We start from the raw sequence: 21,010 nt of genomic DNA on the forward strand, positions 1-21,010 counted from the left end.
GTATGAGCGCAGGCGCAGCGCCGGAGCGGTCCCCATGGCGGTAATTCTCGGCATCGACCCGGGCTCCGTGAAAACGGGCTTTGGTATTATCGAAGCCGGTGCGGGCAGGCCCCGCTATGTGACCAGCGGTGTGATCCGCCTGCCCCCGGGGCCGCTCCCGGAGCGCCTCCGGGTGCTCGTTGCGGGCATCACCGAGCTGGTGGAGCTACACGCCCCGTCGGAGCTGGCCATCGAGCAGGTGTTCATGGCCCGTAGCGCCGGATCGGCACTAAAGCTCGGTCAGGCCCGGGGAGCGGCTATCGTTCCCTGCGTTACGGCGGGCATGCAGGTCAGCGAGTACTCGGCGCGGCAGATCAAGCAGGCGGTCGTCGGCACCGGCGCCGCCGACAAGGTGCAGGTGCAACATATGGTCAAGACGCTCCTCAAGCTTCCCGGCACACCGCAGGAAGACGCGGCGGATGCGCTGGCGGCCGCGCTGTGCCACGTGCATACGCAGGCCGGGCTCATCGCCCTCGCCGGCGCCAGCGCTGTGCGCCGGCGCCGCGTTCGCTGAGGCGCGCCTGATGATCGGCAGCCTGCGCGGCATCCTCGTGGCCAAGCAACCTCCGGAAATCCTCGTCGATGTCGGCGGTATCGGCTACGAGCTGCAGGTGCCCATGACCACCCTGTTCCAGCTCCCGGCCCTGGGGCAGGAGGTTGCCCTGGTTACCCATTTCGCCGTGCGCGAGGACGCGCAGGTGCTCTATGGCTTTATCGATCCGCGGGACCGGGAGTTGTTCCGCAACCTCGTGCGCGTCTCCGGTGTCGGTCCCAAGCTCGCCCTGGCGATACTGTCGGGCATGGACGCAGACAGCTTCGTGCGCTGCGTGCAGCGCGATGACACGGCCTCTCTCGTGGCTCTGCCCGGCGTCGGCCGCAAGACCGCCGAGCGTCTGCTGGTGGAGATGCGCGACCGGCTCAAGGACTGGCTGGAGGACCCGGCGGCGGCCGCGACGCCGGCGGTGGGGCGCCCGGCGGACATCACCGCCGATGCCGAAGGCGCCCTCGTTGCCCTGGGCTACAAGCCCGCAGAGGCGGCTCGCCTGGTCGCTGCCGTGAACGACGACAGTATCGGTGACAGCGAGGAACTGATCCGCCGGGCGCTGCGTTCCACGGTGCGCGCATGAGCGGAGGGGTGTCATGATCGAGCCGGACCGGCTGCTCGCCGCCGAGGGCGCTCCGGGGCGTGAGGACGCCCAGGATCGCGCCATTCGCCCGAAGACTCTGGAAGACTACGTCGGCCAGCCCGCGGTGCGCGAGCAGATGGGGATTTTTCTCGCCGCCGCGAAGGCCCGCGGCGAGCCTCTGGACCACACCCTGATTTTCGGTCCTCCGGGGCTTGGCAAGACCACCCTCGCGGCCATCGTCGCCCAGGAACTGGGTGTCTCCCTCAAGACCACCTCGGGCCCGGTGCTCGAGAAGGCCGGCGATATCGCCGCGCTCATGACCAATCTCGAGCCCGGGGATGTGCTGTTCATAGACGAGATTCACCGCTTGAGCCCCTTCGTCGAGGAAATCCTCTATCCGGCGATGGAGGACTATCAGCTCGACATCATGATCGGCGAGGGGCCGGCGGCGCGCTCCATCAAGCTGGATCTGCCGCCTTTCACCCTTGTCGGCGCGACCACTCGCGCCGGGCTCCTGACCTCGCCGCTGCGAGACCGCTTCGGCATTGTGCAGCGCCTCGAGTTCTACGCGGTCGCCGACCTCGCGCATATCGTGGGTCGCAGCGCGGGCATCCTTGGCATCCCCATGGATGAGGGCGGCGCCCGGGAGATCGCGCGCCGGTCCCGGGGTACGCCACGCATCGCCAACCGGCTCCTCCGGCGCGTGCGCGACTTCGCCGAAGTGCGTGGCGACGGCCGTATCGATGTCGCCACGGCGGACCGGGCCCTGGACATGCTCAGCGTTGATGCCGCCGGTTTCGATCACCTCGACCGGCGCCTGCTCCTGACCCTCATCGAGAAATTCGATGGCGGCCCCGTGGGGGTCGACAGCCTCGCGGCGTCGCTTTCGGAGGAGCGGGGCACCATCGAGGACGTGCTCGAGCCCTACCTTATCCAGCAGGGCTTTATCGTGCGCACGCCCCGGGGTCGCGTGGTCACCCGCAACGCCTACCTGCACTTCGGCCTGCGTGCCCCCGACCGCGGCGGTGAAGCGCCGCCGCAGCCGAGTCTGCCGCTCGACGAGCCGCCGTGCGACGGGACGTGAGCGACGGTGAATTTTCCCTGCCGGTGCGTGTCTACATCGAGGACACCGATGCCGGCGGTATTGTCTACTACGTGAACTACCTCAAGTTCATGGAGCGCGCCCGTACCGAATATCTGCGCGAGCTGGGCAGCGGTTGGGACACGCTGCTGCCCGGGGGCCTGATGTTCGTTGTCCGGGATGCGGCGCTGACCTGGTATGCCCCGGCGCGGCTGGACGATCTGCTCTCGGTGACTGCGGCGCCGCACCGGGCGTCCGGTGCGACGGTGGCCCTCACGCAGCTTGTCCGCCGCGGCGCCGAGCTTCTTGTGGCCGGGGAGATCACCATCGCCTGCGTGGATGGCGGCACGCTGCGTCCCCGTCGCATACCGCGCGACATGCTTGCTACACTGCGCGGCGTTATTGCCGGGGAGTAGGGACTTGGAAGAACAGCTCAGCCTTCTGGAGCTCGTGCTCAACGCAAGCTTCACCGTGCAGGCGGTCATGCTGATCCTGCTCGCAGCGTCGGTGACCTCCTGGTACATGATCGCCCAGCGTGTTCTCTACTACCGGCAGAGCCTCGGCGACATGCACGGCTTCGAAGAGCAGTTCTGGTCCGGCATCGACCTGGCCGAGCTCTACCGGGAGGGCAACCAGCGCGTCGCTGAAGGTGACATCATCCTTGGGATGGAAAGCATCTTCCGAGCCGGCTTCAAGGAATTCTCGCGCCTTGCCAAGCAGTCCGACATGGACGCCGAAGCGGTGGTCGAGGGCGCGCGGCGCGCCATGCGCGTGGCGACCCTGCGCGAGGAGGAGCGGCTGGAGAAGAACCTGCCCTTCCTCGCCTCCGTCGGCTCCACCAGCCCCTACATCGGCCTTTTCGGCACGGTGTGGGGAATCATGCACTCCTTCCGCGGCCTCGCCAACGCTACCCAGGCCACCCTCGCCACCGTCGCGCCGGGCATCTCCGAAGCCCTGGTCGCTACGGCCATGGGCCTGTTCGCGGCCATTCCCGCCGTGATGGCCTACAACCGCTTCGCCGCCCGCGTGGACATGTTCGAGAACCGCTACGAGACCTTTGTCGACGAGTTCTCGAGCATCCTCTACCGCCAGGCCTATGCCCTGCGCGGGCGCACCCGGGAGCACTGACCCGCCATGGGCCGTCAGCGCAACAAGCACCGGCCCATGGCCGAGATCAATGTGGTGCCCTACATCGACGTGATGCTTGTGCTGCTGATCATCTTCATGGTGACCGCACCCATGCTCATGCAGGGGGTGAAGGTCGAGCTGCCCGACGCGACCGCCGAGCCGGTGGATAACCAGGACAGCGAGCCGCTGATTGTTTCTGTGAACAGTGCCGGCCAGTTCTTTCTCAATCTCGGCGGCGACAAGGAGCGCCCCGTCTCGCTGGCTACAATCCAGCAGCGGGTGGGGGCGGTCATGCGCCGGAGCCCGGACAAGCCGGTGCTTGTCTGGGGTGACGAGGCCGTTTCCTACGGTGAGGTGGTAACACTCATGGCGGCCCTGCAGGAGGCCGGGGCGCCCGGCGTCGGCCTGGTCACGGAAGATCCGCGGTGAGCGCTATGCCGGCCCCGGACAGCCCCCTTCTCAAGGTACTGCCGGCGGCGGTCACGCTGCTGCTGCACGGGCTCCTGCTGCTTGCTCTCGTCTCGCGCTGGGAGTGGCAGTCGGAGCGCACCATCGAGGCGCGCACGATGACGCCGAAGATTATCGAGGCGAAGCTGGTGACCCTGGACCAGCTGCGACCGGCACCGAAACCAAAAGCGAAACCGAAACCGAAACCCAAAGCACAGGCCCCTGCGAAGCCCCGGGCCGAGCCGCGGCAGCAGGCAAAGGCAGCGCCAGCGGCGAAGCCGACCCCGGCAAAGGCCCTGGCAAAACCTGCTGAAGCGGTGCCGGAAACGCAGCCGGCGCCCCGGGAAACGCAGCGCATGAGTGCGGAGGAGCTGGCCGCGCTCACCCGCAGAGAGCTCGAGGCGGCGGTTGCCGACGAAGAAGAGGCCCGGGTGGCCGTGACCGCCGAGGAGATGGCGGCGAGCTATGCGGCCCTGATCCAGCGCACGGTAGTTGGCTACTGGAGCCGGCCGCCGAGCGCGCGCAATGGCATGGAAGCGCTGCTCGCCGTGCAGCTCGTACCCACCGGGGAAGTGGTCAGCGTGAGTGTGCTCAGGTCCAGCGGTGACGCCGCCTTTGACCGCTCGGCGGTGCTGGCGGTAGAAAAGGCCGAGCGTTTCCCGGAGCTTTCCAGCCTTCCCACCCGTGAATTCGAGAAGACTTTCCGGCGCTTCCGCCTCCTCTTCAGACCCGAGGATCTTCGCTACTGATGACAACCATGAGCCGTGTTCCCCGCCTTGCTGTTGCCCTGACTCTGGCCCTCTTCGTGCCGTTCGCCGCCCGCGCGGAGCTTGTTATTGAAATCACCCAGGGGGTCGACGACCCCACTCCGATCGCCGTGGTGCCCTTTGCGGGCACCGGTGCCATTCCGGAGGACCTCGCCGGCGTGGTGCAGGCGGACCTTGCCCGCAGCGGCCAGTTCGCCCCCGTGGACCGCGGTGACATGCTCAGCCTGCCGAGCAGCGAGGCCGAGATCTTCTATCGGGATTGGCGTGCCATCGACACCGAGTATCTACTCATCGGCCGGGCCAGTGCAGGGGAAGAACTGCGGATCGATTATGCGCTTTACGATGTGAACCGGCAGCGCGAGGTGACCACGGGCACGGTCACGGGCCCCGTGAACGAGGCTCGCATGCTGGCGCACCGCGTCTCCGATGCCATCTACGAGCGGCTCACGGGCATTCCGGGGGCCTTCGCCACCCGCCTGCTCTATGTTTCCGTGACCCGCAACCCCGGCGGTAAGGATTACTACCGGCTCACCCTCGCCGACAGTGATGGCGCGCGGCCCATCGTGCTGCTTGAGTCCCGGGAACCGGTGATGGCGCCCACCTGGGCGCCGGATGCGAGTCAGGTGGCCTACGTCTCCTTCGAGACCGGCCGGCCGGCGATTTTCCGCCAGGACCTGCGCACCGGTGCCCGTGAGCAGCTCACCAACTTCCGGGGCCTCAACAGTTCGCCGGCCTGGTCGCCGGACGGCAATACGCTGGCTCTGGTCCTGTCCAAGGATGGCAGCCCCGACATTTACCTGCTGGATCTGGCCAGCAAGCGGCTCAAGCGCATCACCCGGCACTACGCGATCGACACGGAGCCGACCTGGATGCCGGACGGGAAATCCTTGTTATTCACCTCGGATCGCGGCGGAAGGCCGCAGATCTACCGCTATAACCTGCAGTCGGGGATCACTGACCGGGTGACCTTCGAGGGGGTGTACAACGCCCGCGCGCGGGTTGCCCAGGACGGGCGCAATGTCGCCCTCGTGCACCAGCAGGACGGGCAGTACCACATTGCCATCCATGATCTGGTGACCGAGCGGCTGCACGTGCTCACTAGCACCGACCTCGATGAAAGTCCGAGTATCGCCCCCAATGGCTCTATGGTATTGTACGCTACCAAGCTGGGGGATCGTGGAATCCTCTCTGCCGTGTCTGTAGACGGCGGCGTCAAGTTCCGTCTACCGGCGCGTAGCGGAGATGTTCGCGAGCCGGCCTGGTCGACGTACATCAGCCAGTGAGCGGGCCCTTGCGCGGTCACTTGAACAACGATACGAAGGGAAGGAAAAACGCCATGAATCAACTGCCAAGCCCCGGTAAGGCACTGACCCTGCTGTTCACCGCCGCGTTTCTTGTTGCCTGTTCGGGCTCTGACACGAAGGAGGACGAGGCCGCCGCCGAGGCCGCACGTCAGGCCGAGGTCGCCGCCGCCGAGGCCGCGCGGGAAGCCGAACGCCGGGCCGTAGAAGAGGTCGCAGCTGCCGAGCAGCGCGAACTTGAACAGGCCGCCATGGCCGCCGGGACGGTCTTCTACTTTGACTTCGACAGCTCTGTACTCAAGCCGGAGGCGCAGCAGGCGCTGGATGCCCACATTGCACTCCTCCGCACCAGTGACGAGAGCGTCCGTCTTGAGGGCCACACCGACGAGCGTGGCACCCGTGACTACAATATGGCCCTCGGTGAGCGCCGGGCCAATGCGGTACGCGATTACATGGTTGTCAACGGTATTGCCAGCTACCGCATTGAGACCATCAGCTATGGCGAGGAAAAGCCGGTTGCCTACGGTTCCGGTGAGGCGAACTGGTCTCAGAACCGCCGCGTGGAACTGGTGAAGTAACCGACCAGCGGATATTGATGCGGCAAGGTAGCTTCAAGCGACTCCTGACCGGGCTGGCCTTTTTGGCCGGCCCGGTGTGCTTTGGGGCTCAGGCCCAGGATTACCTTGACGTGGAGGCCGAGCGCGCCCGCAGCGGCAGTCCGACGACCGCTCAGCCGGCGCTGGCCCGCAGCTATGGGCTCGACAGCAGCGCGGGACCGGCCACGGTCAGTCGCCCGCCGGCACCCGCCAGTAACAGCGAAGAGACCATCGGCAACCTGTTCATCCAGCTGCAGCGCCTGCAGCAGGAAGTGATGCAGCTGAACGGGAAGGTCGAAGAGCAGGCCTACGAGCTTCGGCGCCTCAAGGAGCAGAGTCTGGAGCGCTATCTTGACCTCGATCGGCGTCTCGCCGGCAGTGGCGCGCCCACCAGCGGCAATACCGGCGAAAGCACGGTCATCGGCATGCCGGATGCGGGCAGTGGCGCCGAGGCCGCCGAGCAGCCGGGGGAGGGCGATGCCTACCGGGCTGCCTACGCGCGCGTTCGCAACCAGGAGTTCGATGCGGCGGTGGCGGCCTTCAAGCAGTTCCTGGAGCGTTTCCCGGACGGCCGCTACGCACCGAATGCCCATTACTGGCTCGGTGAGCTCTATCTTGTACTGCAGCCGCCGGACCCGGAAGCGGCGCGGCAGTCCTTCATGCTCCTTCTTGACCAGTACCCCGGTAACAGCAAGGAGCCCGACGCCCTCTACAAGCTCGGGCGCGTGCACTACATCAAGGGCAACCGGGAGCGCTCGAGGGAATTCATGGATCGGGTGCTTCGCCAATACCCGGACAGCTCCGCGGCGGGGCTGGCCGGAGAATTCATCGACCAGAATCTCTGAGCTGCGCAAGATGACCGCGGCCGTCCAGCCTGGCGCAACGACCCTGCGCCTTACTGAGATTTTCCACTCGCTCCAGGGTGAGGCGCGGACCGTGGGCCTGCCTACGGTTTTTGTGCGTCTGACCGGCTGCCCCCTGCGCTGTGTGTACTGCGATACCGCCTACGCTTTCAGCGGCGGCGAGCTGTGGGACCTCCCACAGGTTCTCGACACCGTCGCCGGCTATGGAGCACGCTACGTCACTGTCACCGGCGGTGAGCCCCTTGCCCAGCCCGCCTGCCTGCCGCTGCTTTCCGCGCTCTGTGACGCGGGCTACGAGGTCTCCCTGGAAACCAGTGGCGCCATGCCCGTGGGCGAGGTGGATGCGCGGGTGGTGAAGGTGCTGGACCTGAAAACACCAGCTTCGGGAGAGCTGGCGCGCAACGACTATGGCAATATCGTGCACCTCACACGCAACGACCAGGTGAAGTTCGTGATCTGCGACCGCGCCGACTACGACTGGGCCTGCTTCAAGGTAGATGAGTACCGTCTGGTCGAACGTGCGGGCGATGTACTGTTTTCGCCCAGCCATGGCCAGCAGGATGCCCGGGAGCTCGCCGAGTGGATCCTCACCGACCGGCTGCCGGTGCGCCTGCAGCTGCAGCTGCACAAACTCCTCTGGAACGACGAACCGGGGCGCTGAGGGTCATGGAAAAGCGCGCGGTCATCCTCAGCTCCGGCGGTCTGGATTCCACCACCGTGCTGGCCATGGCCCGCGCTGAAGGCTATGCCTGCTATACGCTCAGCTTCGATTACGGTCAGCGCCATCGCGCCGAGCTGAACGCCGCCGTGCGGGTAGCGGCTGCCCTGGGCGACGTTGAACACAAGGTCGTTTCCCTGAACCTCGACAGCATCGGCGGATCGGCGCTCACGGATGCCGCCATCGCGGTACCCGAGGAGGCCAGCGAGGGCATTCCCGTCACCTACGTGCCGGCACGCAACACGGTTTTCCTCGCCATCGCCCTGGGTTGGGCCGAGGTGCTCAATGCCCGCGATATTTTTATCGGGGTGAATGCGGTGGACTATTCCGGCTATCCGGACTGCCGCCCGGCTTTCATCGAGGCTTTCGAGCGCGTGGCCAACCTCGCGACGCGCGTCGGCGTGGAAGAGGGCGGTATTCGCATCCGCGCCCCGCTCATGGAACTGGGCAAGGACGCGATCATCCGTCGAGGCATGGAACTGGGGGTGGATTACGGGCTGACAGTCTCCTGCTACCAGGCCACGGACGAGGGTCTGGCCTGCGGTCGCTGCGACGCCTGCCGGCTGCGCCGGGAGGGTTTTGCCGCGGCCGGCGTGGCAGACCCGACCCGCTACCGCAAAGGCTGAATTTACCCTTGAGTTTTCTCGCCAGATCCGTAAGATGCACGCCTCACTCGGTGCTCAGGCAATCGCCCCGCCGAGGCCCCTTCCGGGTCGTTAGCTCAGTTGGTAGAGCAGTTGGCTTTTAACCAATTGGTCGCTGGTTCGAGCCCAGCACGGCCCACCATTTTTTCTGGCTTGCAGCGTGAAGAAGCACTTACAGCTTCCCCACAGCAGCGCCTCTTCCCCACAAAATCCCGAAAAGTTGCTCTAGCAGGTCCCCCTAAGGCTCAGGCTGCATGAGTCAGGCCTTCGACTCCTTGATGGTGAAGCCGGGTGCTGGCGTGGCCGTTTGCCCCCGTCGCCGGTAATGCTGCCGGGTCAGCTGGGTTGAGGAGTGCGCCAGCAGCTGGCTGGCCTGAAGGTCGGTTTCCAGATCGGACCCTACCTTCGCGCGCAGGTCATGCTCAGTGAACCGCTCCTCAAGCCTGGTTTCCTCCAGGGCCTTCTTCATGGATCGCTGCCATACGGACTGGAAGCCCGAGGCAGAGCGCGTTTCCAGGTCGTAGTAGGACTCCCCTTTCCGGTTGTGGAATAGCCAGGGGGAGATGACCGGACGGCGCCGCTTGCTGTTCTCCTGTTCGAAGTAGGCCTCGACCACGTCTAAAGCCTGCCTCACCGTAGTCGGCTCGCCGTCTTCCGTGTACAGCGGGAAACGAACCTTCTTGCCGGTCTTCAGGCTGGTGGAGACAAGCTCCGTTTGCGAGATGTCTTTCTTCTGCAGTCGCAGCAGGTCCTGCTGGCGTAGGCCCGTAGCGCCCTTCAGCACGACGTAAGCCACTAGGAAGGGGTTGGCTACGGATGCCCATTCCTGAAGCTCCCAGTCCTCGACATAGCGGTCCCTGCCCGGCAGGGAGAACTTGACGACCTTCTTGTTGGTCATCGGGTGGTCACTCGTCAGCCCCCACTCGATGGCCTTGGTGAAGCAGTGGGACAGGACCTCAAGGTCCAGGTTGGCATGCTTCTTCGAGCGTGTGCGGCCGATGTAGTCCCGATACTTGTAGATCACCTGCGGGTTCATCACGGCGATGGGGTTCTCACCCAGGGCAGCACGGAGCCTTTCGAGGCTGAGGTTCTTGGATTTCCGGGTGTTCTCGCTGGCATGCTCTGGCACGACTTCGAGCCGGTACCGATCGAAGAGTTCTTGCATCAGCGTGATGTTGTCCTCTACCTGGTAGAGGTCGGCATAGCGTCGGTAGGCCTTTGCCAGATCCTGCCGGAGAGAAATCTCGGTCTTACCACCATGAAGGGACCGCAGGTGTGCCGGCACCCTGTACGAGTAGGAGCCGTTCTTGAAACGCCAGTATTTGGGTAGGGATTGGTTCTGCTTTTTGCGTTCTCGAGCTGCCATGGTCCCCTCTCAGATCAGTTTCAAGGTAGGCTGGTGCCGCGGTGTAGACGTTGTCCGGGCGGACGATGCCAGCACGCTGCGCGCGACGAAGGGCGTTCCATCTGGCCGTGCCTTGAAGGGTATGCCCATATAACTTAGTGCTTCCATTTGCTTGCTGGCAAGCTTGAAGCCCGTGATGTCCCGAAGCTCTTCAGGAGTCAGTGCTATCGGCTCGTTCACCGGTGTGCCCCCTCGCCCGCGACTGAGCTCCCCATGGTGTTGTCGGCAAGGCGCTGAAGACAAACCAAGCCATCGCGAAGGTCGCCAGTGGTTCGCCGCCGACTGCCCGGACGAATAGTCAGTTCCAGCAAAGAAAAGGCAGTGTAAGAGGTCATCTATCACCCTCTGTTCTGTACGATATCCGCCGAGGACGATATGCGGTTCGAAAAGGGTTTTCTGGACTTTTTTCGTAGGAGGTGCTCGATTTGTTAGAGAGCGTGCTGAAGCAGCTGGAGAATGGCCGCCAGCGGTGCACCTACTCATGCCTTGCCCGCTACCTGGGTGTGCCCCGCGGAAAGCTGATAACGCTACTGGGCGAGAGGCGCCCGGAGACTTCCTGGATCGTCAATGAGCGTACCCTCAGGCCCACTGGGTTCAGTCAGGCATTGGAAGCCCCCGGGCTCTACGACCGGCAAAACGTGATCACGGATGCAGCTGAATTGAAGGCATTCCTGTTGTCCACAGGAGACCAGCCCGCACAGCCAAAAGATTTTGATGATGAGGGCGCTGTCTACGGCGTGGATGGCTGTAAGGGCGGCTGGGTCTACGCCAGGGTCTTCGAGGGCACCATGACCTTTGGCACCGTAAGCACGGTCGCTGAGTTGCTTGCCAGGACAAGCCCGTGCGCTCCGGTCTTCATCGATATCCCTATCGGGCTGCGAAATGGAAGTGCAGAGCCGCGCCTTTGTGATGTTGAAGCACGCAGGGTGTTAGCACCGCGCAGACAGAACAGCGTGTTCAACGCTCCGGTCCGTGAAATCCTTGAAGAGACAACGTTCGACGCGGCCAACGGAAGGAGTAAGAAGCTGACCGGGAAGGGCATCTCTCGCCAAACCTTCAACATCATGAGGAAGATCGGGGAAGTAGATGAACTGCTTCAGCAGAATGAAGCCGCACGTCGACGAGTCCGCGAGGTCCATCCAGAGGTCTGTTTCTGGGCGCTTGCAGGTGGCGAGCCTATGAGGCACTACAAGAAATCAGCAGCCGCCCTGGAAGAGCGCCACAGGCTCATCGATCGGTACCTGCCCGGTGCTGTCGAGTCTTTGCAGATGGCCTACGAGACATTCCCACCTTCCCGCGTTAGCAGAGACGATCTCGTTGATGCTGCTGTGGCGGCAATCACGGCAGTAGGGCAGGATCGGGTCCAGACATTGCCTATCGTCCCGGAGATCGATTCTACTGGACTACAAATGGAAATGGCTTACCGGTCACCCTCAGCTCAGGCCTTGTAAAACAGAGCGGGTGCCGACCGGGAGGCTACATGAGTGAACGTCAAGGCCGACAAAGGAGCGCATGGCAATGATTCCGGACAAGTCCCCCCCGGTGAGTACGGGGCCGAAAAAAGTTCAGGTCAGCACTGGAACCGCCGCGTGCGAGCTCTCGTAGAGCGGATCATCGGCCGCACACTCGACCATCATCCCCGTCAGCAGATCGCAGTGCATCCAGTGGTGCCGAAGCTGGTCTCGACGATCCCCGTGGCAACTCCCATCCAGTCCAGCCAGGATATCGCGGTTCAGTATCGTGATTACATAGCGTGGAACAGACCAGCGGTGCTCTGCACCCTGCCTTGCGTGGACCCAGCCAGCACGCTCTTCCCATTCCAGATCCTGAGGCGGTAGTGGTAAGCAGCGCGGCCACTGCTCCGGCTGCCACTCTTCCGGAACGGCTTCGGGGCGGTTCAGGAGAGCGTTAGCAACGGGCCAGCGGTAGATGTCGTCGTTGGGCGATACAGGCTCACAGGCGCCGGTCAGCCTATCGAAGTCGATCCAAAGCGTTGAGCAGCCGTCCCTGTAATACCTCGGGAAAAGCGGGTGGCTCTCTTCAATCGCGGCCCATACCTTTACCCATCGGGTATCTGTCGTAATGTGCCGGTTGCTGCTTGGAAAGGCCCTACCGGCGCTCGCTGTTGGCGCTATCAGTCCGACGCCACTACTGGCAATGAAACGGCGGCGGCTGAGCCTGGGCCTGTTCTCTGTCGTAGGTTCTGGCTCCGAAGCTGTAGAGTGAGGCGTGGTGGACTTGCGGGAGAATGGAAGGCGCTTCATGGGGGGCTCCTATGTGTTCCAGTGGTCTGGCGCATCTTTGGTCCACCGTTCCCGGAGCGGGCGGTTGGCGGGTGAATACCCTTCTTGATGCCGCTCTGATTATCGGTACGCCCTGCCTAGCGGTCAAACCTCGCTAAGACACCTGTCGCTTTTTCATGCATGTGCGGCTCCGCGGGGGAAAGTCCTACGGTTGAACAGCCCAAACTTCATGGCACATCGCATCGCTGCATGCTATTTTCGTTGGAACATCAAGAGAGAGCTCTGCTCCGCCAACCTGCCGACCCAGGCAAGGTGGTGACCCTGGAACCAGGGGATGTGGCCAGCCCGGCAACCAATTGGGTACCCGCATAGTTCTGAGCCTCTCTGATTCCACAGGAGGCTTGTATGAAAGAATCTACCAGCACACTCACTCAGGACGTGGCGCAACAGCTTGCGTTGTTTTTCCTCCAGCGCTCGACCAGTGGATGGAATGACCGGAAAGCCATAGAAGCGCATGCCGTCGGCGCTGGTCTTGAGCCAGTTACTCTTGGATTGCTTGCTACCTACACCCCATGCCTTTGCCTGAAAGACCCCACGGCCAGTCGGAACGCGCAGCAGCAGTTTCACCGGGCACAACTCGCGAGAGCCGGCGGCGGCACTGAGGCGATGAAGCGTGGCGCTGCGCTGCAATCTTTCCTCGCCTGCCAGGAGGAGTCGCAAGCATGATCTCCCGCCGAGAATTCCTCGTAGGCATCGGCGCCGGCCTCATCCTGCCGAAATTCTTTGATCGTGCACTGGCTGCATACGACAACTTCGGTGAGGCTGTACTTGAGCGACCACAAGCACCTGATCCAACAATCATCACAGCCCGGACCTACGGAGACGGTTACCAACTGCTGCTGGGTGACCCGGATGAGGAGCCCCCAGAGTCGATGACGCTGCGTGAGTACGTGGAGAGATATGGCTACTGGGACATCGAGTCTGCCGAAGAGCATTGGGACATGGCCCTAGATGACCAGATGGACTTCTGGCAGTACTTCGACACCTGGTGCACAGAGGACAGCCCGAATGCCCGCGCTTACCACTTGCTGGACCGCTATGACCTCGGGTCGCTGCGGGGCCAGGGGAGGGAGAAGGTCGGCGAAATCGAGTTCATCGACGGTCCCTGCCCCGGCAACGATTACCTAGGAGTTGAGGCCGCTACTGCCCTCGATCTAAGTCTGCTGCAGAATCGATTGAACGAACTGCGAGCGGGAATCCACCTCGTCATCGGGTAGTAAACATAGCGCTGGATGCGCTTCACCAGGCGACCGCGTGCTGCGAGGTTCTTCGGGAACACTCCCGCCGCAGCGGATCAGAACAGCGCTGATAGCTAGAGGCCCGCGAAGTATTTTGACATGATTCCTTGACGAGGCTACATTACGGACATATAGTTAATATATATCCCACATAAAGCAGTTATCTAGGGAATGGCAATGCCGACCGAAAGCAAGAACGATCGATTCAGAAGACTGGCTGAGTCCAGAGGAAACCGGTTGATCCGTGAAATCTCCCTGCTGGGGAACCTAGCTAATCGGAAGAACTACGCTTACACAGACGAGGAGGTTGAAAGACTGTTCGCGCCAATTCTTGAAGAGCTGGAGACAGTGAGGGCCCTCTTCGACTCAGATCCATCATCAACCAAGAGGGTACGTTTCCAATGAGTTTCGATGAATACGGATTCCACTTCGAGAAACAAGGGCGCTCCGGCTACGAAGGCCCTATCGATCCCGCCCAGCAGTATTTCGAAGGGTCACATGCTGATCACGCCATCGTCAGGGAGACCGGGCAGAATACGCTCGACAACCCGGGCAAGTGCGCTGATGGGCCCATCAGAATGAAATTTGAGCTGGCCTCGATGAACGTCAGCGATATTCCCGGTATCGATGAGCTCCGCAGACACATCGAAGCAGCCGCAGCCCAGACTGAAAATCAGCAGGGGCATGAGAAAATCGCCAGGGCTGCTGATATGGCTAGCGCGGAAAAAATTCCTGTATTGCGCATATCCGACTACAACACGACGGGACTTACCGGTAGCGAGTCGCTCACCTCGGAGGAGTCACCACTTAGCCGGCTTACACGAGGTAAAGGTGGGTCGCAGGATGATGAGCGCGGCGGCTCTTTCGGCATCGGCTCTGCGGTAGGCCCGATGGCGTCAGACCTCTGCACGGTTATCTACATATCAATCGCGGAAGACACCGGCGAGTCGGTAATGGGCGCCTACACACGGCTCGCCACACATACCCTTGACGGAGAAAGCTATCGGGCGGAGGGTCACTTCACCCGACTGACCCGCGAAGATGACTTCGAATATGTCCGGCCAGCCCCAACCATCGGTCCGTTTTCTCCAAGAACCGAGCCCGGCACGGATATTTACGTTCTTGGCTATCGCATGGCCGATCGTGATCCGGAACTTGAGCGGGTTCGTGACGCGATGATCGACAATTTCATGGCAGCTATTTTTCAGGGCAAGCTGATAGTTGAAGGGTGTGCCCCGGGCAACGACTGGACCCTGGATTCTTCAACACTACGTGGATTCACAACAGGCCGGCCGGAAGCCCATGCCTTCTATGAGGCACTGATGGATCCCGAGCCCGCAGAGAAGGAAATTCCCCACGTCGGCAAAGTACGGCTGTTCGTCAATATCGACGACAGGCTGGAAAAAAAATTACACACCATCACGATGCGAACACCGCTGATGAAAATCGACACCTTCCGGCATAACTCCATCTCCGCAAAGTATGCGGCCGTGCTCATATGCGACAGTCACGAAGGCAACAAGTACCTGCGCCAGCTTGAGCCCCCTCAGCATCACATATGGGACCCAGCTAGAGATCCTAAGTACGGATCCTCAGTCATCAATCAGCTTAAGAAATTCACCCGTGAGGCGCTAAAGGAAAGGATCGTTACCGACGTTGGTGACGAGGTGACGATCGACGGTCTTTCGAGATTCCTGCCAACTGAAGCCCCCATAGCAGCCACTCGAGGTGCGCCAGCCATCCCGAGCTCTGAACCTGGAACAGAGGCCACCGATGTGGAATCGGCAACAGTTCAGGGCGGTGGTGGAGAACAGCACCCTCATGTAAATGCACCCGCCAAGAAGGTGCGGGTCAAGGTGCAGCGACCGGCAACCGGTGACGGTACCGAGGATACCAGTCGGGGTAAAGAGACAGGTGGCGCTGGGAAACGGCGCACAAAGGATGTCGGACTGCCGGGCAAGGGTGCCGCTGGTGACGGGGCCTCACGCATCGAAGGGAAAGACCTGTCATTCAGAAGCTGGAGTACACCTGCAGCAGGCGGAAGTGACGCCGTGACGACCCTTGCGGTAAGAGCGCGTCAAGACGAGAGCGGCGACATACAGCTGGTCGGGCTGGGCCCTGGCGGAGACCCCGAGCCATCATACGTTCTGCCGATCTCACGTGCGGTGCTGCACGAGGGCGGCAAGACAAGAGATATCACTGTCTCTGAAAACACGCTGAAAGATGTCCACCTCAAGGGGGGGCAGCTAACACGAATCGACGTTCATATGCCCGCCGGAGAGCGGTACCGGCTGGGGGTGGCGTGATGGCTGGTCGTGGTTCATATCCTCATCCTGTAATCGACAGCGCTGATGACGTCAGCTCTCAATTCGATGTCATTAACGTCCTTGTTGACCCGACTCAGCAGGACATCGAAATTGCCTACGAAGTGCGCACCGATGATCCTGACATCCAGGCGCTGATTGACAATGGGCTTGCGACTCATAGTCTCCGCTGGCGGTGCTCCTCAACGATCTCAACCGGCGAGTTGAGCCCTAGGGAAGATCAGCGCACCGGTGCAGGCGTGAGGCTCAAGGCGTGGCTCGATCAGGAGCTGGTAAAGGGCGACGTTGTCGCTGAGGTTCGCGTAATTGCTGCCCAGGAGATCAAAGGGCATCGTTGGACCAACCAGCACTCAGATTACGGTCATGCAAGCTTCGACCTTGAACCCGGTGATGTTCTCGCAGACGCGGGCTCATTCCGCTTCAACGCCGAAAAGCTCTACGATCCGCTTGATCCGCCGATCGGTAGCTGCTTCAAATTTGTACGTAGCACAGAACGAAGAAAGGGTATCAAAGTACTGTTCGTTGGTGATGAGACCGTAGATGTGCAGATACCGGCACAGACGTTCGATGACTTCAGGCTTCTTGGCCATCGACCGGACCTGCAGATTGCTCTGATGGTGCTGCCTGCGTTGGTCGAGACTCTCGATTTTATCCGCAGCAGTAAGGACGTAGAACCGCTGGACGACAAGGCCTGGTATGTCGCGTTAGACGCACTCGTGCAGGAGAACGGCGGATGGGACCAAAGCCTTCTGGAGCTGGGGCAGAAGATTCTTGAGAGTCCGCTGGACACGGTAATCCGGAAAGGCATCATCTCAGAGGAGGATGACGGATGAGTGCGCATATGCCCGAAGCAAGGGCTCTGACAGGAAGTGCGGTGGTTGAGGTGTACAGTGCTCTCGATGCAGCAGAAAGCCCGGTAGATTTTCTGGCAAGTGCAGATTCCATTATCGCGCGGCCGGAAAATACCCTGCCGCTGCCAGTGAGCCTAGGTATACCCGATGAACTGAAGGTGTTTGGAACTCGTGCTATCGACACGGACAACGCGCCGCGAGTCCATGATTATCTGGGGGAAATGGATAGGGCAAATGCTTCCGATGCAAGGCTCTGGAATTACCTTGCTCTGGCGACCTACAGGTCTTACATGGAGAAGCGCTGGGGTTTGCTGAAAACCGCAGATGACCCAACAGCATGGAAACGCCGGGTCAAAGACCGATGGTTGCTTCACCCTGCAGCCATCACAAGAGGCAGGCTGGTCCGCCATGGGATTGCGCGACTGTGGTGGGTTGCCCACCTGACCTACAGCAGATCGAAGGCGGCCGCATCCGCAGACGACCGCTATGCGTACACGAGGGAAGTCTTCAAGAGCGAAGACCGCATCAACGCTATCTTCGACAGGGAAGTGGGTGCAAACCCTGCCGTTGTTACCGCGATTCTGGATCATGCCATTGACGCTGGCTCTGCAGCGACTGATAAGTATCTACAGCGGATCATGCAGTTCCTGACGCTGACGAATGGCTACCGGGATATAGGTGTGCTGGATACAGCCGGAATTAGCAGCCTGATCAGCGTCGCTGTGGACCATGCACCGCGTAAATAGACGTCCTGACGGCATCGGTCGGCAAGTCAGCCACGGCTTCGGTCAAAAAGAACACGCCGCTAGCCGATCGGCTTTTCATCATAAAAGCGAATCGGGCGCGGCGCTGCTCTTCGACGCAGAACACCCCCAGCTCGGCCCTGGAATAGACCAGCAATCGAAGGCGCGTACACGAGACTTTGGGTATCTCTTTCGCCCATTGCTCTACCGTCGCGGCCTCCGATCCAGAGGAAACCTCCACTCTCCATCCGGAAAACCAGATTCCCTGCCCGGGAAGGCTGCGGACTCCCGCCCTGATTGGCTGAGCTAAAAGGGGCACCTCAAATGAGTGGCGCCTCCACATCCCGCATGGCTCGGGTTTCAGGGGTGCGGTCACTGTCAACCCACAAGTCCGAGAGTCAAGATATGTAGCATTTATACGCACATCTTGATAGCCTGGCTTGCGTCTAAGATCGCCCCCGGACAAAATGTCCAAAATATTCCCAGCGGAGGCAGTTGTGAACCAAGCCGTGACCATCAACGAATTCAAGGCCCTTGCCGAGCGCTTGGGGATGCCTCGCCATCAGTTGGCAGAGAAGCTTGGCAAGTCTGAACGTACGCTTCGTCGGTGGGAAACCGGTGAGAGTCCCGCTCCGCGTGTGGCTGTCGATCTGATGCGGCGTATGCTGCAGGACTCCACATTGCCTCCCGGTGAGCCGAGCTTCACGTTCATCGATTTGTTTGCGGGCATCGGTGGGCTCCGGGCTGGGTTTGAAGCCGTGGGCGGTAACTGTGTCTTCACCAGTGAATGGAATGAACGTAGTCGCCAGACCTATCTCGCCAACTTTGACTGCGATCACGGCATCGAGGGCGACATCACAAAGGTACCTGTTGAGGCGATTCCTGAGCACGATGTGCTGCTGGCGGGTTTCCCCTGTCAGCCGTTCTCGATTGCTGGTGTTTCCAAGAAGAACTCGTTGGGGAGGTCGCATGGCTTTCTATGCGAAGCTCAAGGCACCCTGTTTTTCGATGTGGCGCGGATCATCGATGCACACAGACCCGCTGCTTTTCTTCTGGAGAACGTCAAGAACCTCGTCAACCATGACAAGGGCAATACCTTCCGGGTGATCCGCAAGACTCTGGAGGAGGATCTCGGCTACCGCATCGACTGGCGCGTCATCAATGGGCGAAGTTTCGTACCCCAGGGCAGAGAGCGTATTTTCATTGCGGGTTTCCGCAAGGACACTGGATTCAGCTTCGACGGCCTCGAGCTTCCAGATATCGAAACAGGGCCGCGCATGTCAGCAGTGCTGCACCCGGAGGATGGCTCGGAAGAAGCCGAACACCCGTATACCACGGGTGCACGCGCGCGAGTATCGGACAAGTACACCCTTTCCCCAAAGCTCTGGAGCTATCTGCAAGGATACGCGGAGAAGCACCGCTCCAAAGGGAACGGATTCGGATTCGGGCTAGTGGGGCCTGATGATGTGGCACGGACTCTCTCTGCAAGGTATTACAAGGATGGTTCCGAAATACTGGTCCGGCAGAAGCGCAAGCGCCCCCGCCGACTGACCCCGCGTGAGTGTGCAAGGCTGATGGGCTTCGACCGCCCCGGGCGCCCCCGCTTTGAAATCCCAGTTTCTGATACCCAGGCCTACATGCAGTTTGGCAACGCAGTCATCGTCCCTGTGGTGGAGTCAGTTGCTGCCTACATGCTTCCTCACATTCACGATGCCATGCGTGCAAACCTCGGGCAGCGCGAGCTGGCCCTGGAGGTTCCTCAAGGACTTTCGGTTGGCTGATGTCTTTACATCCAGCAAGCGCAGTGAGGTCATGTCCCGCATTCGCGGGCGCGACACCCGTCCGGAACTACTGGTTCGAAAAGGCCTGCATGCACTGGGCTTTCGGTACCGCCTCCATGACAAGCGCCTCCCGGGTCGGCCTGATCTTGTGTTCCCGAGATTCGGGGCGGTAATACTCGTCAATGGTTGTTTCTGGCATGGGCATGACTGCCACCTGTTCCGATTGCCTGCTACACGGCGTGGTTTCTGGCAGCAAAAAATTGAATCCAACAGGGTCAGGGATGCTCGTAACCTGCGACTACTGGAGGACGCCGGGTGGCGTGTTCTGGTTGTCTGGGAGTGTGCGTTGAAGGGCAAAGAAAGACTGCCTGTCGAGCTTGTTATATCCCGAATAAGCGAATGGCTTACAGGGGGCGGAGAGTCTTGCGAAGTGCGAGGTTCGCTTCAATGACGCGTGGTGCTCTGTCAGGTCACTTCAAGGGAGTCGTGGCCAAGCGGCTCAAGGCCGTCGAGGTCATGCCCACGTCATCAAACCAGCATGAGTTCAACGGTGTGCGTGAGCTGCGCAGTCTCTTTGGGGATGGGCGGTTAGCTGACTGCCCAGCCCACTTCATCTGGTTTGGCGATGAGGGTGACGTCTTTGCCGAGCATGGAGTAATGACCTGGTATGACGCCAGAGAGAGGCACCCCACGCGCTCTGAGTTCAGGCTGTACTTCCGGTCCAATGAGGTAATGGATGCAGCCAGTACAGGGGACTTGCTCCTTCTTGCAAGACAACGTGACGATAGCCTGCTCGCAGTAGTCGCGCCTGGTGAATCGACCATGGAAGGCCAGCTTCTTTGGCTTTTTGATGTGCCGGTAAGTGACGAACGGGACCTAGAGTACCGCGACCTGACGGGGGACGACGAAGCGCTTGGGTTTGCGGAGCGTTACATCCTCGAAGAGCTAGGTATTGAAACCGAAGAACCTGAGTCTGCTGACCTTGACGCGCTGGTAGAGCCATTCGGGCTTTCCTTTCCAACTACTGTCGTGTTTTCCGCGTTTGCTCGGGAGACTCTCCGGGACGTAAACCCTCTTGATGGTCCTGATGCAGCTCTGCTTGCTTGGATGGAGCGCGAGGAAGCCTTGTTCCGGAGGTTGGAGAAGCGCATTGTTGCCTCTAGGCTGGAACAGGGCTTCTTCAGTGATGGTGAAGCTGATGTTGATGGCTTCGTGAGCTTCTCCTTGAGCGTCCAGAATCGAAGGAAGTCTCGGGTCGGGCATGCTCTCGAAAACCACCTTCAGGAGATCTTTGACCAGTTCGGGCTTGCTTACGCGCGCGGAGCCTGCACGGAAGGCCGCAAGAAACCGGATTTTCTTTTCCCAGGACCGGAGGCATATGCTGATCCTGAATTCCCCAGTAGCTCGCTGCGGATGTTGGGTGTGAAATCGACCTGCAAGGACCGGTGGCGCCAGGTGTTGTCAGAAGCGGCAAGAATTGATCACAAACACCTGCTTACCTTGGAGCCTGCCATCAGCACGGACCAGACTGCTGAAATGCAAGCAGCCCAATTGCAATTGGTATTGCCGGAAAGCCTTCACAGTTCTTATAAACCGCTACAGCAGCACTGGCTTATGTCCGTAAGTCAGTTCATTGCGGCCGTACAGGATTGAC

The 21,010-nt window shown here is 61.2% G+C and carries 23 protein-coding genes, 1 tRNA gene and 2 riboswitches; of the genes, 22 read left to right on the forward strand and 2 right to left on the reverse strand.

The window, feature by feature from the left end; genetic code table 11:
- Positions 1-34: 34 nt before the first annotated feature.
- The 13 genes from ruvC to HRUBRA_RS05310 all read left to right on the forward strand — a co-directional run bounded on the left by ruvC (position 35) and on the right by HRUBRA_RS05310 (position 8,853).
- A complete protein-coding gene (gene ruvC / locus HRUBRA_RS05250; protein ID WP_035515150.1) occupies positions 35-553 on the forward strand; it encodes a crossover junction endodeoxyribonuclease RuvC in 519 nt (172 codons plus the stop codon).
- Between the two features lie 10 nt (positions 554-563).
- Positions 564-1,166: a Holliday junction branch migration protein RuvA gene (ruvA, locus tag HRUBRA_RS05255; protein WP_035515152.1), complete on the forward strand. Its 603-nt coding sequence runs from the start codon at positions 564-566 to the stop codon at positions 1,164-1,166.
- 13 nt (positions 1,167-1,179) lie between these two features.
- The gene (gene ruvB, locus HRUBRA_RS05260; protein ID WP_035515153.1) at positions 1,180-2,250 is read left to right on the forward strand and encodes a Holliday junction branch migration DNA helicase RuvB; all 1,071 of its coding nucleotides are present in this window, start codon (positions 1,180-1,182) and stop codon (positions 2,248-2,250) included.
- On the forward strand, positions 2,235-2,663 hold the full coding sequence (gene ybgC / locus HRUBRA_RS05265) for a tol-pal system-associated acyl-CoA thioesterase (protein WP_035515155.1): 429 nt from the start codon (positions 2,235-2,237) through the stop codon (positions 2,661-2,663). The genes ruvB and ybgC overlap by 16 nt, the downstream gene beginning before the upstream one ends.
- 4 nt (positions 2,664-2,667) lie before the next feature.
- A complete protein-coding gene (tolQ, locus tag HRUBRA_RS05270) occupies positions 2,668-3,375 on the forward strand; it encodes a protein TolQ (RefSeq protein ID WP_035515157.1) in 708 nt (235 codons plus the stop codon).
- Between the two features lie 6 nt (positions 3,376-3,381).
- The gene (gene tolR / locus HRUBRA_RS05275; RefSeq protein WP_236629790.1) at positions 3,382-3,804 is read left to right on the forward strand and encodes a protein TolR; all 423 of its coding nucleotides are present in this window, start codon (positions 3,382-3,384) and stop codon (positions 3,802-3,804) included.
- A 5-nt stretch (positions 3,805-3,809) separates the two neighbouring features.
- The gene (locus HRUBRA_RS05280; RefSeq protein ID WP_035515214.1) at positions 3,810-4,571 is read left to right on the forward strand and encodes a TonB family protein; all 762 of its coding nucleotides are present in this window, start codon (positions 3,810-3,812) and stop codon (positions 4,569-4,571) included.
- An 8-nt stretch (positions 4,572-4,579) separates the two neighbouring features.
- On the forward strand, positions 4,580-5,872 hold the full coding sequence (tolB, locus tag HRUBRA_RS05285) for a Tol-Pal system beta propeller repeat protein TolB (protein ID WP_052094419.1): 1,293 nt from the start codon (positions 4,580-4,582) through the stop codon (positions 5,870-5,872).
- Positions 5,873-5,925: 53 nt separating this feature from the next.
- Positions 5,926-6,468, forward strand: coding sequence for a peptidoglycan-associated lipoprotein Pal (gene pal, locus HRUBRA_RS05290; protein ID WP_035515159.1), 543 nt, complete (start codon positions 5,926-5,928; stop codon positions 6,466-6,468).
- A 17-nt stretch (positions 6,469-6,485) separates the two neighbouring features.
- Positions 6,486-7,331 (forward strand): tol-pal system protein YbgF, encoded by an 846-nt coding sequence (gene ybgF / locus HRUBRA_RS05295; RefSeq protein WP_035515161.1) that lies wholly within the window; start codon positions 6,486-6,488, stop codon positions 7,329-7,331.
- A gap of 10 nt (positions 7,332-7,341) precedes the next feature.
- Positions 7,342-8,010, forward strand: coding sequence for a 7-carboxy-7-deazaguanine synthase QueE (gene queE / locus HRUBRA_RS05300; protein ID WP_035515163.1), 669 nt, complete (start codon positions 7,342-7,344; stop codon positions 8,008-8,010).
- A 5-nt stretch (positions 8,011-8,015) separates the two neighbouring features.
- Complete coding sequence (queC, locus tag HRUBRA_RS05305) at positions 8,016-8,693, forward strand: 7-cyano-7-deazaguanine synthase QueC (RefSeq protein ID WP_035515165.1); 678 nt, start codon at positions 8,016-8,018, stop codon at positions 8,691-8,693.
- Positions 8,694-8,777: 84 nt separating this feature from the next.
- Positions 8,778-8,853 (forward strand) — tRNA-Lys (locus tag HRUBRA_RS05310).
- 117 nt (positions 8,854-8,970) lie between these two features.
- On the opposite strand, the gene HRUBRA_RS05315 is transcribed toward HRUBRA_RS05310, so the two are convergent.
- Together HRUBRA_RS05315 and HRUBRA_RS15775 are read right to left on the reverse strand one after the other, a co-directional pair.
- Positions 8,971-10,077 (reverse strand): tyrosine-type recombinase/integrase, encoded by a 1,107-nt coding sequence (locus HRUBRA_RS05315; RefSeq protein ID WP_084592476.1) that lies wholly within the window; start codon positions 10,075-10,077, stop codon positions 8,971-8,973.
- A 9-nt stretch (positions 10,078-10,086) separates the two neighbouring features.
- On the reverse strand, positions 10,087-10,599 hold the full coding sequence (locus HRUBRA_RS15775) for a DUF4224 domain-containing protein (protein WP_084592482.1): 513 nt from the start codon (positions 10,597-10,599) through the stop codon (positions 10,087-10,089).
- On the opposite strand from HRUBRA_RS15775, the gene HRUBRA_RS14620 reads away from it, so the two are divergent.
- From HRUBRA_RS14620 to HRUBRA_RS05360, 9 genes are all read left to right on the forward strand, one after another.
- Complete coding sequence (locus HRUBRA_RS14620; RefSeq protein WP_161787600.1) at positions 10,554-11,567, forward strand: DUF429 domain-containing protein; 1,014 nt, start codon at positions 10,554-10,556, stop codon at positions 11,565-11,567. The two genes, HRUBRA_RS15775 and HRUBRA_RS14620, sit on opposite strands and share 46 nt — an antisense overlap.
- 814 nt (positions 11,568-12,381) lie before the next feature.
- Positions 12,382-12,476: riboswitch (SAM-I-IV-variant riboswitch) on the reverse strand.
- A gap of 144 nt (positions 12,477-12,620) precedes the next feature.
- A riboswitch (SAM-I-IV-variant riboswitch) is annotated at positions 12,621-12,725 on the forward strand.
- A 39-nt stretch (positions 12,726-12,764) separates the two neighbouring features.
- Entirely contained in the window at positions 12,765-13,085 is a 321-nt protein-coding gene (locus tag HRUBRA_RS05330) for a hypothetical protein (protein ID WP_035515170.1), read from the forward strand.
- On the forward strand, positions 13,082-13,636 hold the full coding sequence (locus HRUBRA_RS05335; RefSeq protein ID WP_035515171.1) for a hypothetical protein: 555 nt from the start codon (positions 13,082-13,084) through the stop codon (positions 13,634-13,636). The genes HRUBRA_RS05330 and HRUBRA_RS05335 overlap by 4 nt, the downstream gene beginning before the upstream one ends.
- A 422-nt stretch (positions 13,637-14,058) precedes the next feature.
- Entirely contained in the window at positions 14,059-15,963 is a 1,905-nt protein-coding gene (locus HRUBRA_RS05340; RefSeq protein ID WP_035515172.1) for a hypothetical protein, read from the forward strand.
- Positions 15,963-16,814, forward strand: coding sequence for a hypothetical protein (locus HRUBRA_RS05345; RefSeq protein ID WP_144244394.1), 852 nt, complete (start codon positions 15,963-15,965; stop codon positions 16,812-16,814). The genes HRUBRA_RS05340 and HRUBRA_RS05345 overlap by 1 nt, the downstream gene beginning before the upstream one ends.
- A complete protein-coding gene (locus tag HRUBRA_RS05350; protein WP_144244395.1) occupies positions 16,811-17,578 on the forward strand; it encodes a DUF6339 family protein in 768 nt (255 codons plus the stop codon). Before HRUBRA_RS05345 ends, HRUBRA_RS05350 begins: the two co-directional genes overlap by 4 nt.
- 494 nt (positions 17,579-18,072) lie before the next feature.
- Positions 18,073-19,356 carry a DNA (cytosine-5-)-methyltransferase gene (gene dcm / locus HRUBRA_RS05355; RefSeq protein WP_322786719.1) on the forward strand — a complete coding sequence of 428 codons (1,284 nt, stop codon included), beginning with the start codon at positions 18,073-18,075 and terminating at the stop codon, positions 19,354-19,356.
- A gap of 31 nt (positions 19,357-19,387) precedes the next feature.
- Positions 19,388-19,807 (forward strand): very short patch repair endonuclease, encoded by a 420-nt coding sequence (locus tag HRUBRA_RS14905; RefSeq protein WP_236629793.1) that lies wholly within the window; start codon positions 19,388-19,390, stop codon positions 19,805-19,807.
- Positions 19,808-19,842: 35 nt separating this feature from the next.
- Positions 19,843-21,009: a type II restriction endonuclease gene (locus HRUBRA_RS05360; protein WP_201771542.1), complete on the forward strand. Its 1,167-nt coding sequence runs from the start codon at positions 19,843-19,845 to the stop codon at positions 21,007-21,009.
- Position 21,010 lies beyond the last annotated feature (1 nt).

The sequence above is a fragment of the Pseudohaliea rubra DSM 19751 genome, assembly GCF_000764025.1.
GTDB lineage: Bacteria > Pseudomonadota > Gammaproteobacteria > Pseudomonadales > Halieaceae > Pseudohaliea > Pseudohaliea rubra.

Excerpts from the sequence above, each read along its gene's own strand:
- ruvC (WP_035515150.1), top strand. The coding sequence starts at position 35 with ATGGCGGTAATTCTCGGCATCGACCCGGGCTCCGTGAAAACGGGCTTT.
- ruvA (WP_035515152.1), top strand. The coding sequence starts at position 564 with ATGATCGGCAGCCTGCGCGGCATCCTCGTGGCCAAGCAACCTCCGGAA.
- ruvB (WP_035515153.1), top strand. The coding sequence starts at position 1,180 with ATGATCGAGCCGGACCGGCTGCTCGCCGCCGAGGGCGCTCCGGGGCGT.
- tolR (WP_236629790.1), top strand. The coding sequence starts at position 3,382 with ATGGGCCGTCAGCGCAACAAGCACCGGCCCATGGCCGAGATCAATGTG.
- HRUBRA_RS05280 (WP_035515214.1), top strand. The coding sequence starts at position 3,810 with ATGCCGGCCCCGGACAGCCCCCTTCTCAAGGTACTGCCGGCGGCGGTC.
- tolB (WP_052094419.1), top strand. The coding sequence starts at position 4,580 with ATGAGCCGTGTTCCCCGCCTTGCTGTTGCCCTGACTCTGGCCCTCTTC.
- pal (WP_035515159.1), top strand. The coding sequence starts at position 5,926 with ATGAATCAACTGCCAAGCCCCGGTAAGGCACTGACCCTGCTGTTCACC.
- ybgF (WP_035515161.1), top strand. The coding sequence starts at position 6,486 with ATGCGGCAAGGTAGCTTCAAGCGACTCCTGACCGGGCTGGCCTTTTTG.
- queE (WP_035515163.1), top strand. The coding sequence starts at position 7,342 with ATGACCGCGGCCGTCCAGCCTGGCGCAACGACCCTGCGCCTTACTGAG.
- queC (WP_035515165.1), top strand. The coding sequence starts at position 8,016 with ATGGAAAAGCGCGCGGTCATCCTCAGCTCCGGCGGTCTGGATTCCACC.
- HRUBRA_RS05315 (WP_084592476.1), bottom strand. The coding sequence starts at position 10,077 with ATGGCAGCTCGAGAACGCAAAAAGCAGAACCAATCCCTACCCAAATAC.
- HRUBRA_RS15775 (WP_084592482.1), bottom strand. The coding sequence starts at position 10,599 with ATGAGTAGGTGCACCGCTGGCGGCCATTCTCCAGCTGCTTCAGCACGC.
- HRUBRA_RS05330 (WP_035515170.1), top strand. The coding sequence starts at position 12,765 with ATGAAAGAATCTACCAGCACACTCACTCAGGACGTGGCGCAACAGCTT.
- HRUBRA_RS05335 (WP_035515171.1), top strand. The coding sequence starts at position 13,082 with ATGATCTCCCGCCGAGAATTCCTCGTAGGCATCGGCGCCGGCCTCATC.
- HRUBRA_RS05340 (WP_035515172.1), top strand. The coding sequence starts at position 14,059 with ATGAGTTTCGATGAATACGGATTCCACTTCGAGAAACAAGGGCGCTCC.
- HRUBRA_RS05345 (WP_144244394.1), top strand. The coding sequence starts at position 15,963 with ATGGCTGGTCGTGGTTCATATCCTCATCCTGTAATCGACAGCGCTGAT.
- HRUBRA_RS05350 (WP_144244395.1), top strand. The coding sequence starts at position 16,811 with ATGAGTGCGCATATGCCCGAAGCAAGGGCTCTGACAGGAAGTGCGGTG.
- HRUBRA_RS14905 (WP_236629793.1), top strand. The coding sequence starts at position 19,388 with ATGTCCCGCATTCGCGGGCGCGACACCCGTCCGGAACTACTGGTTCGA.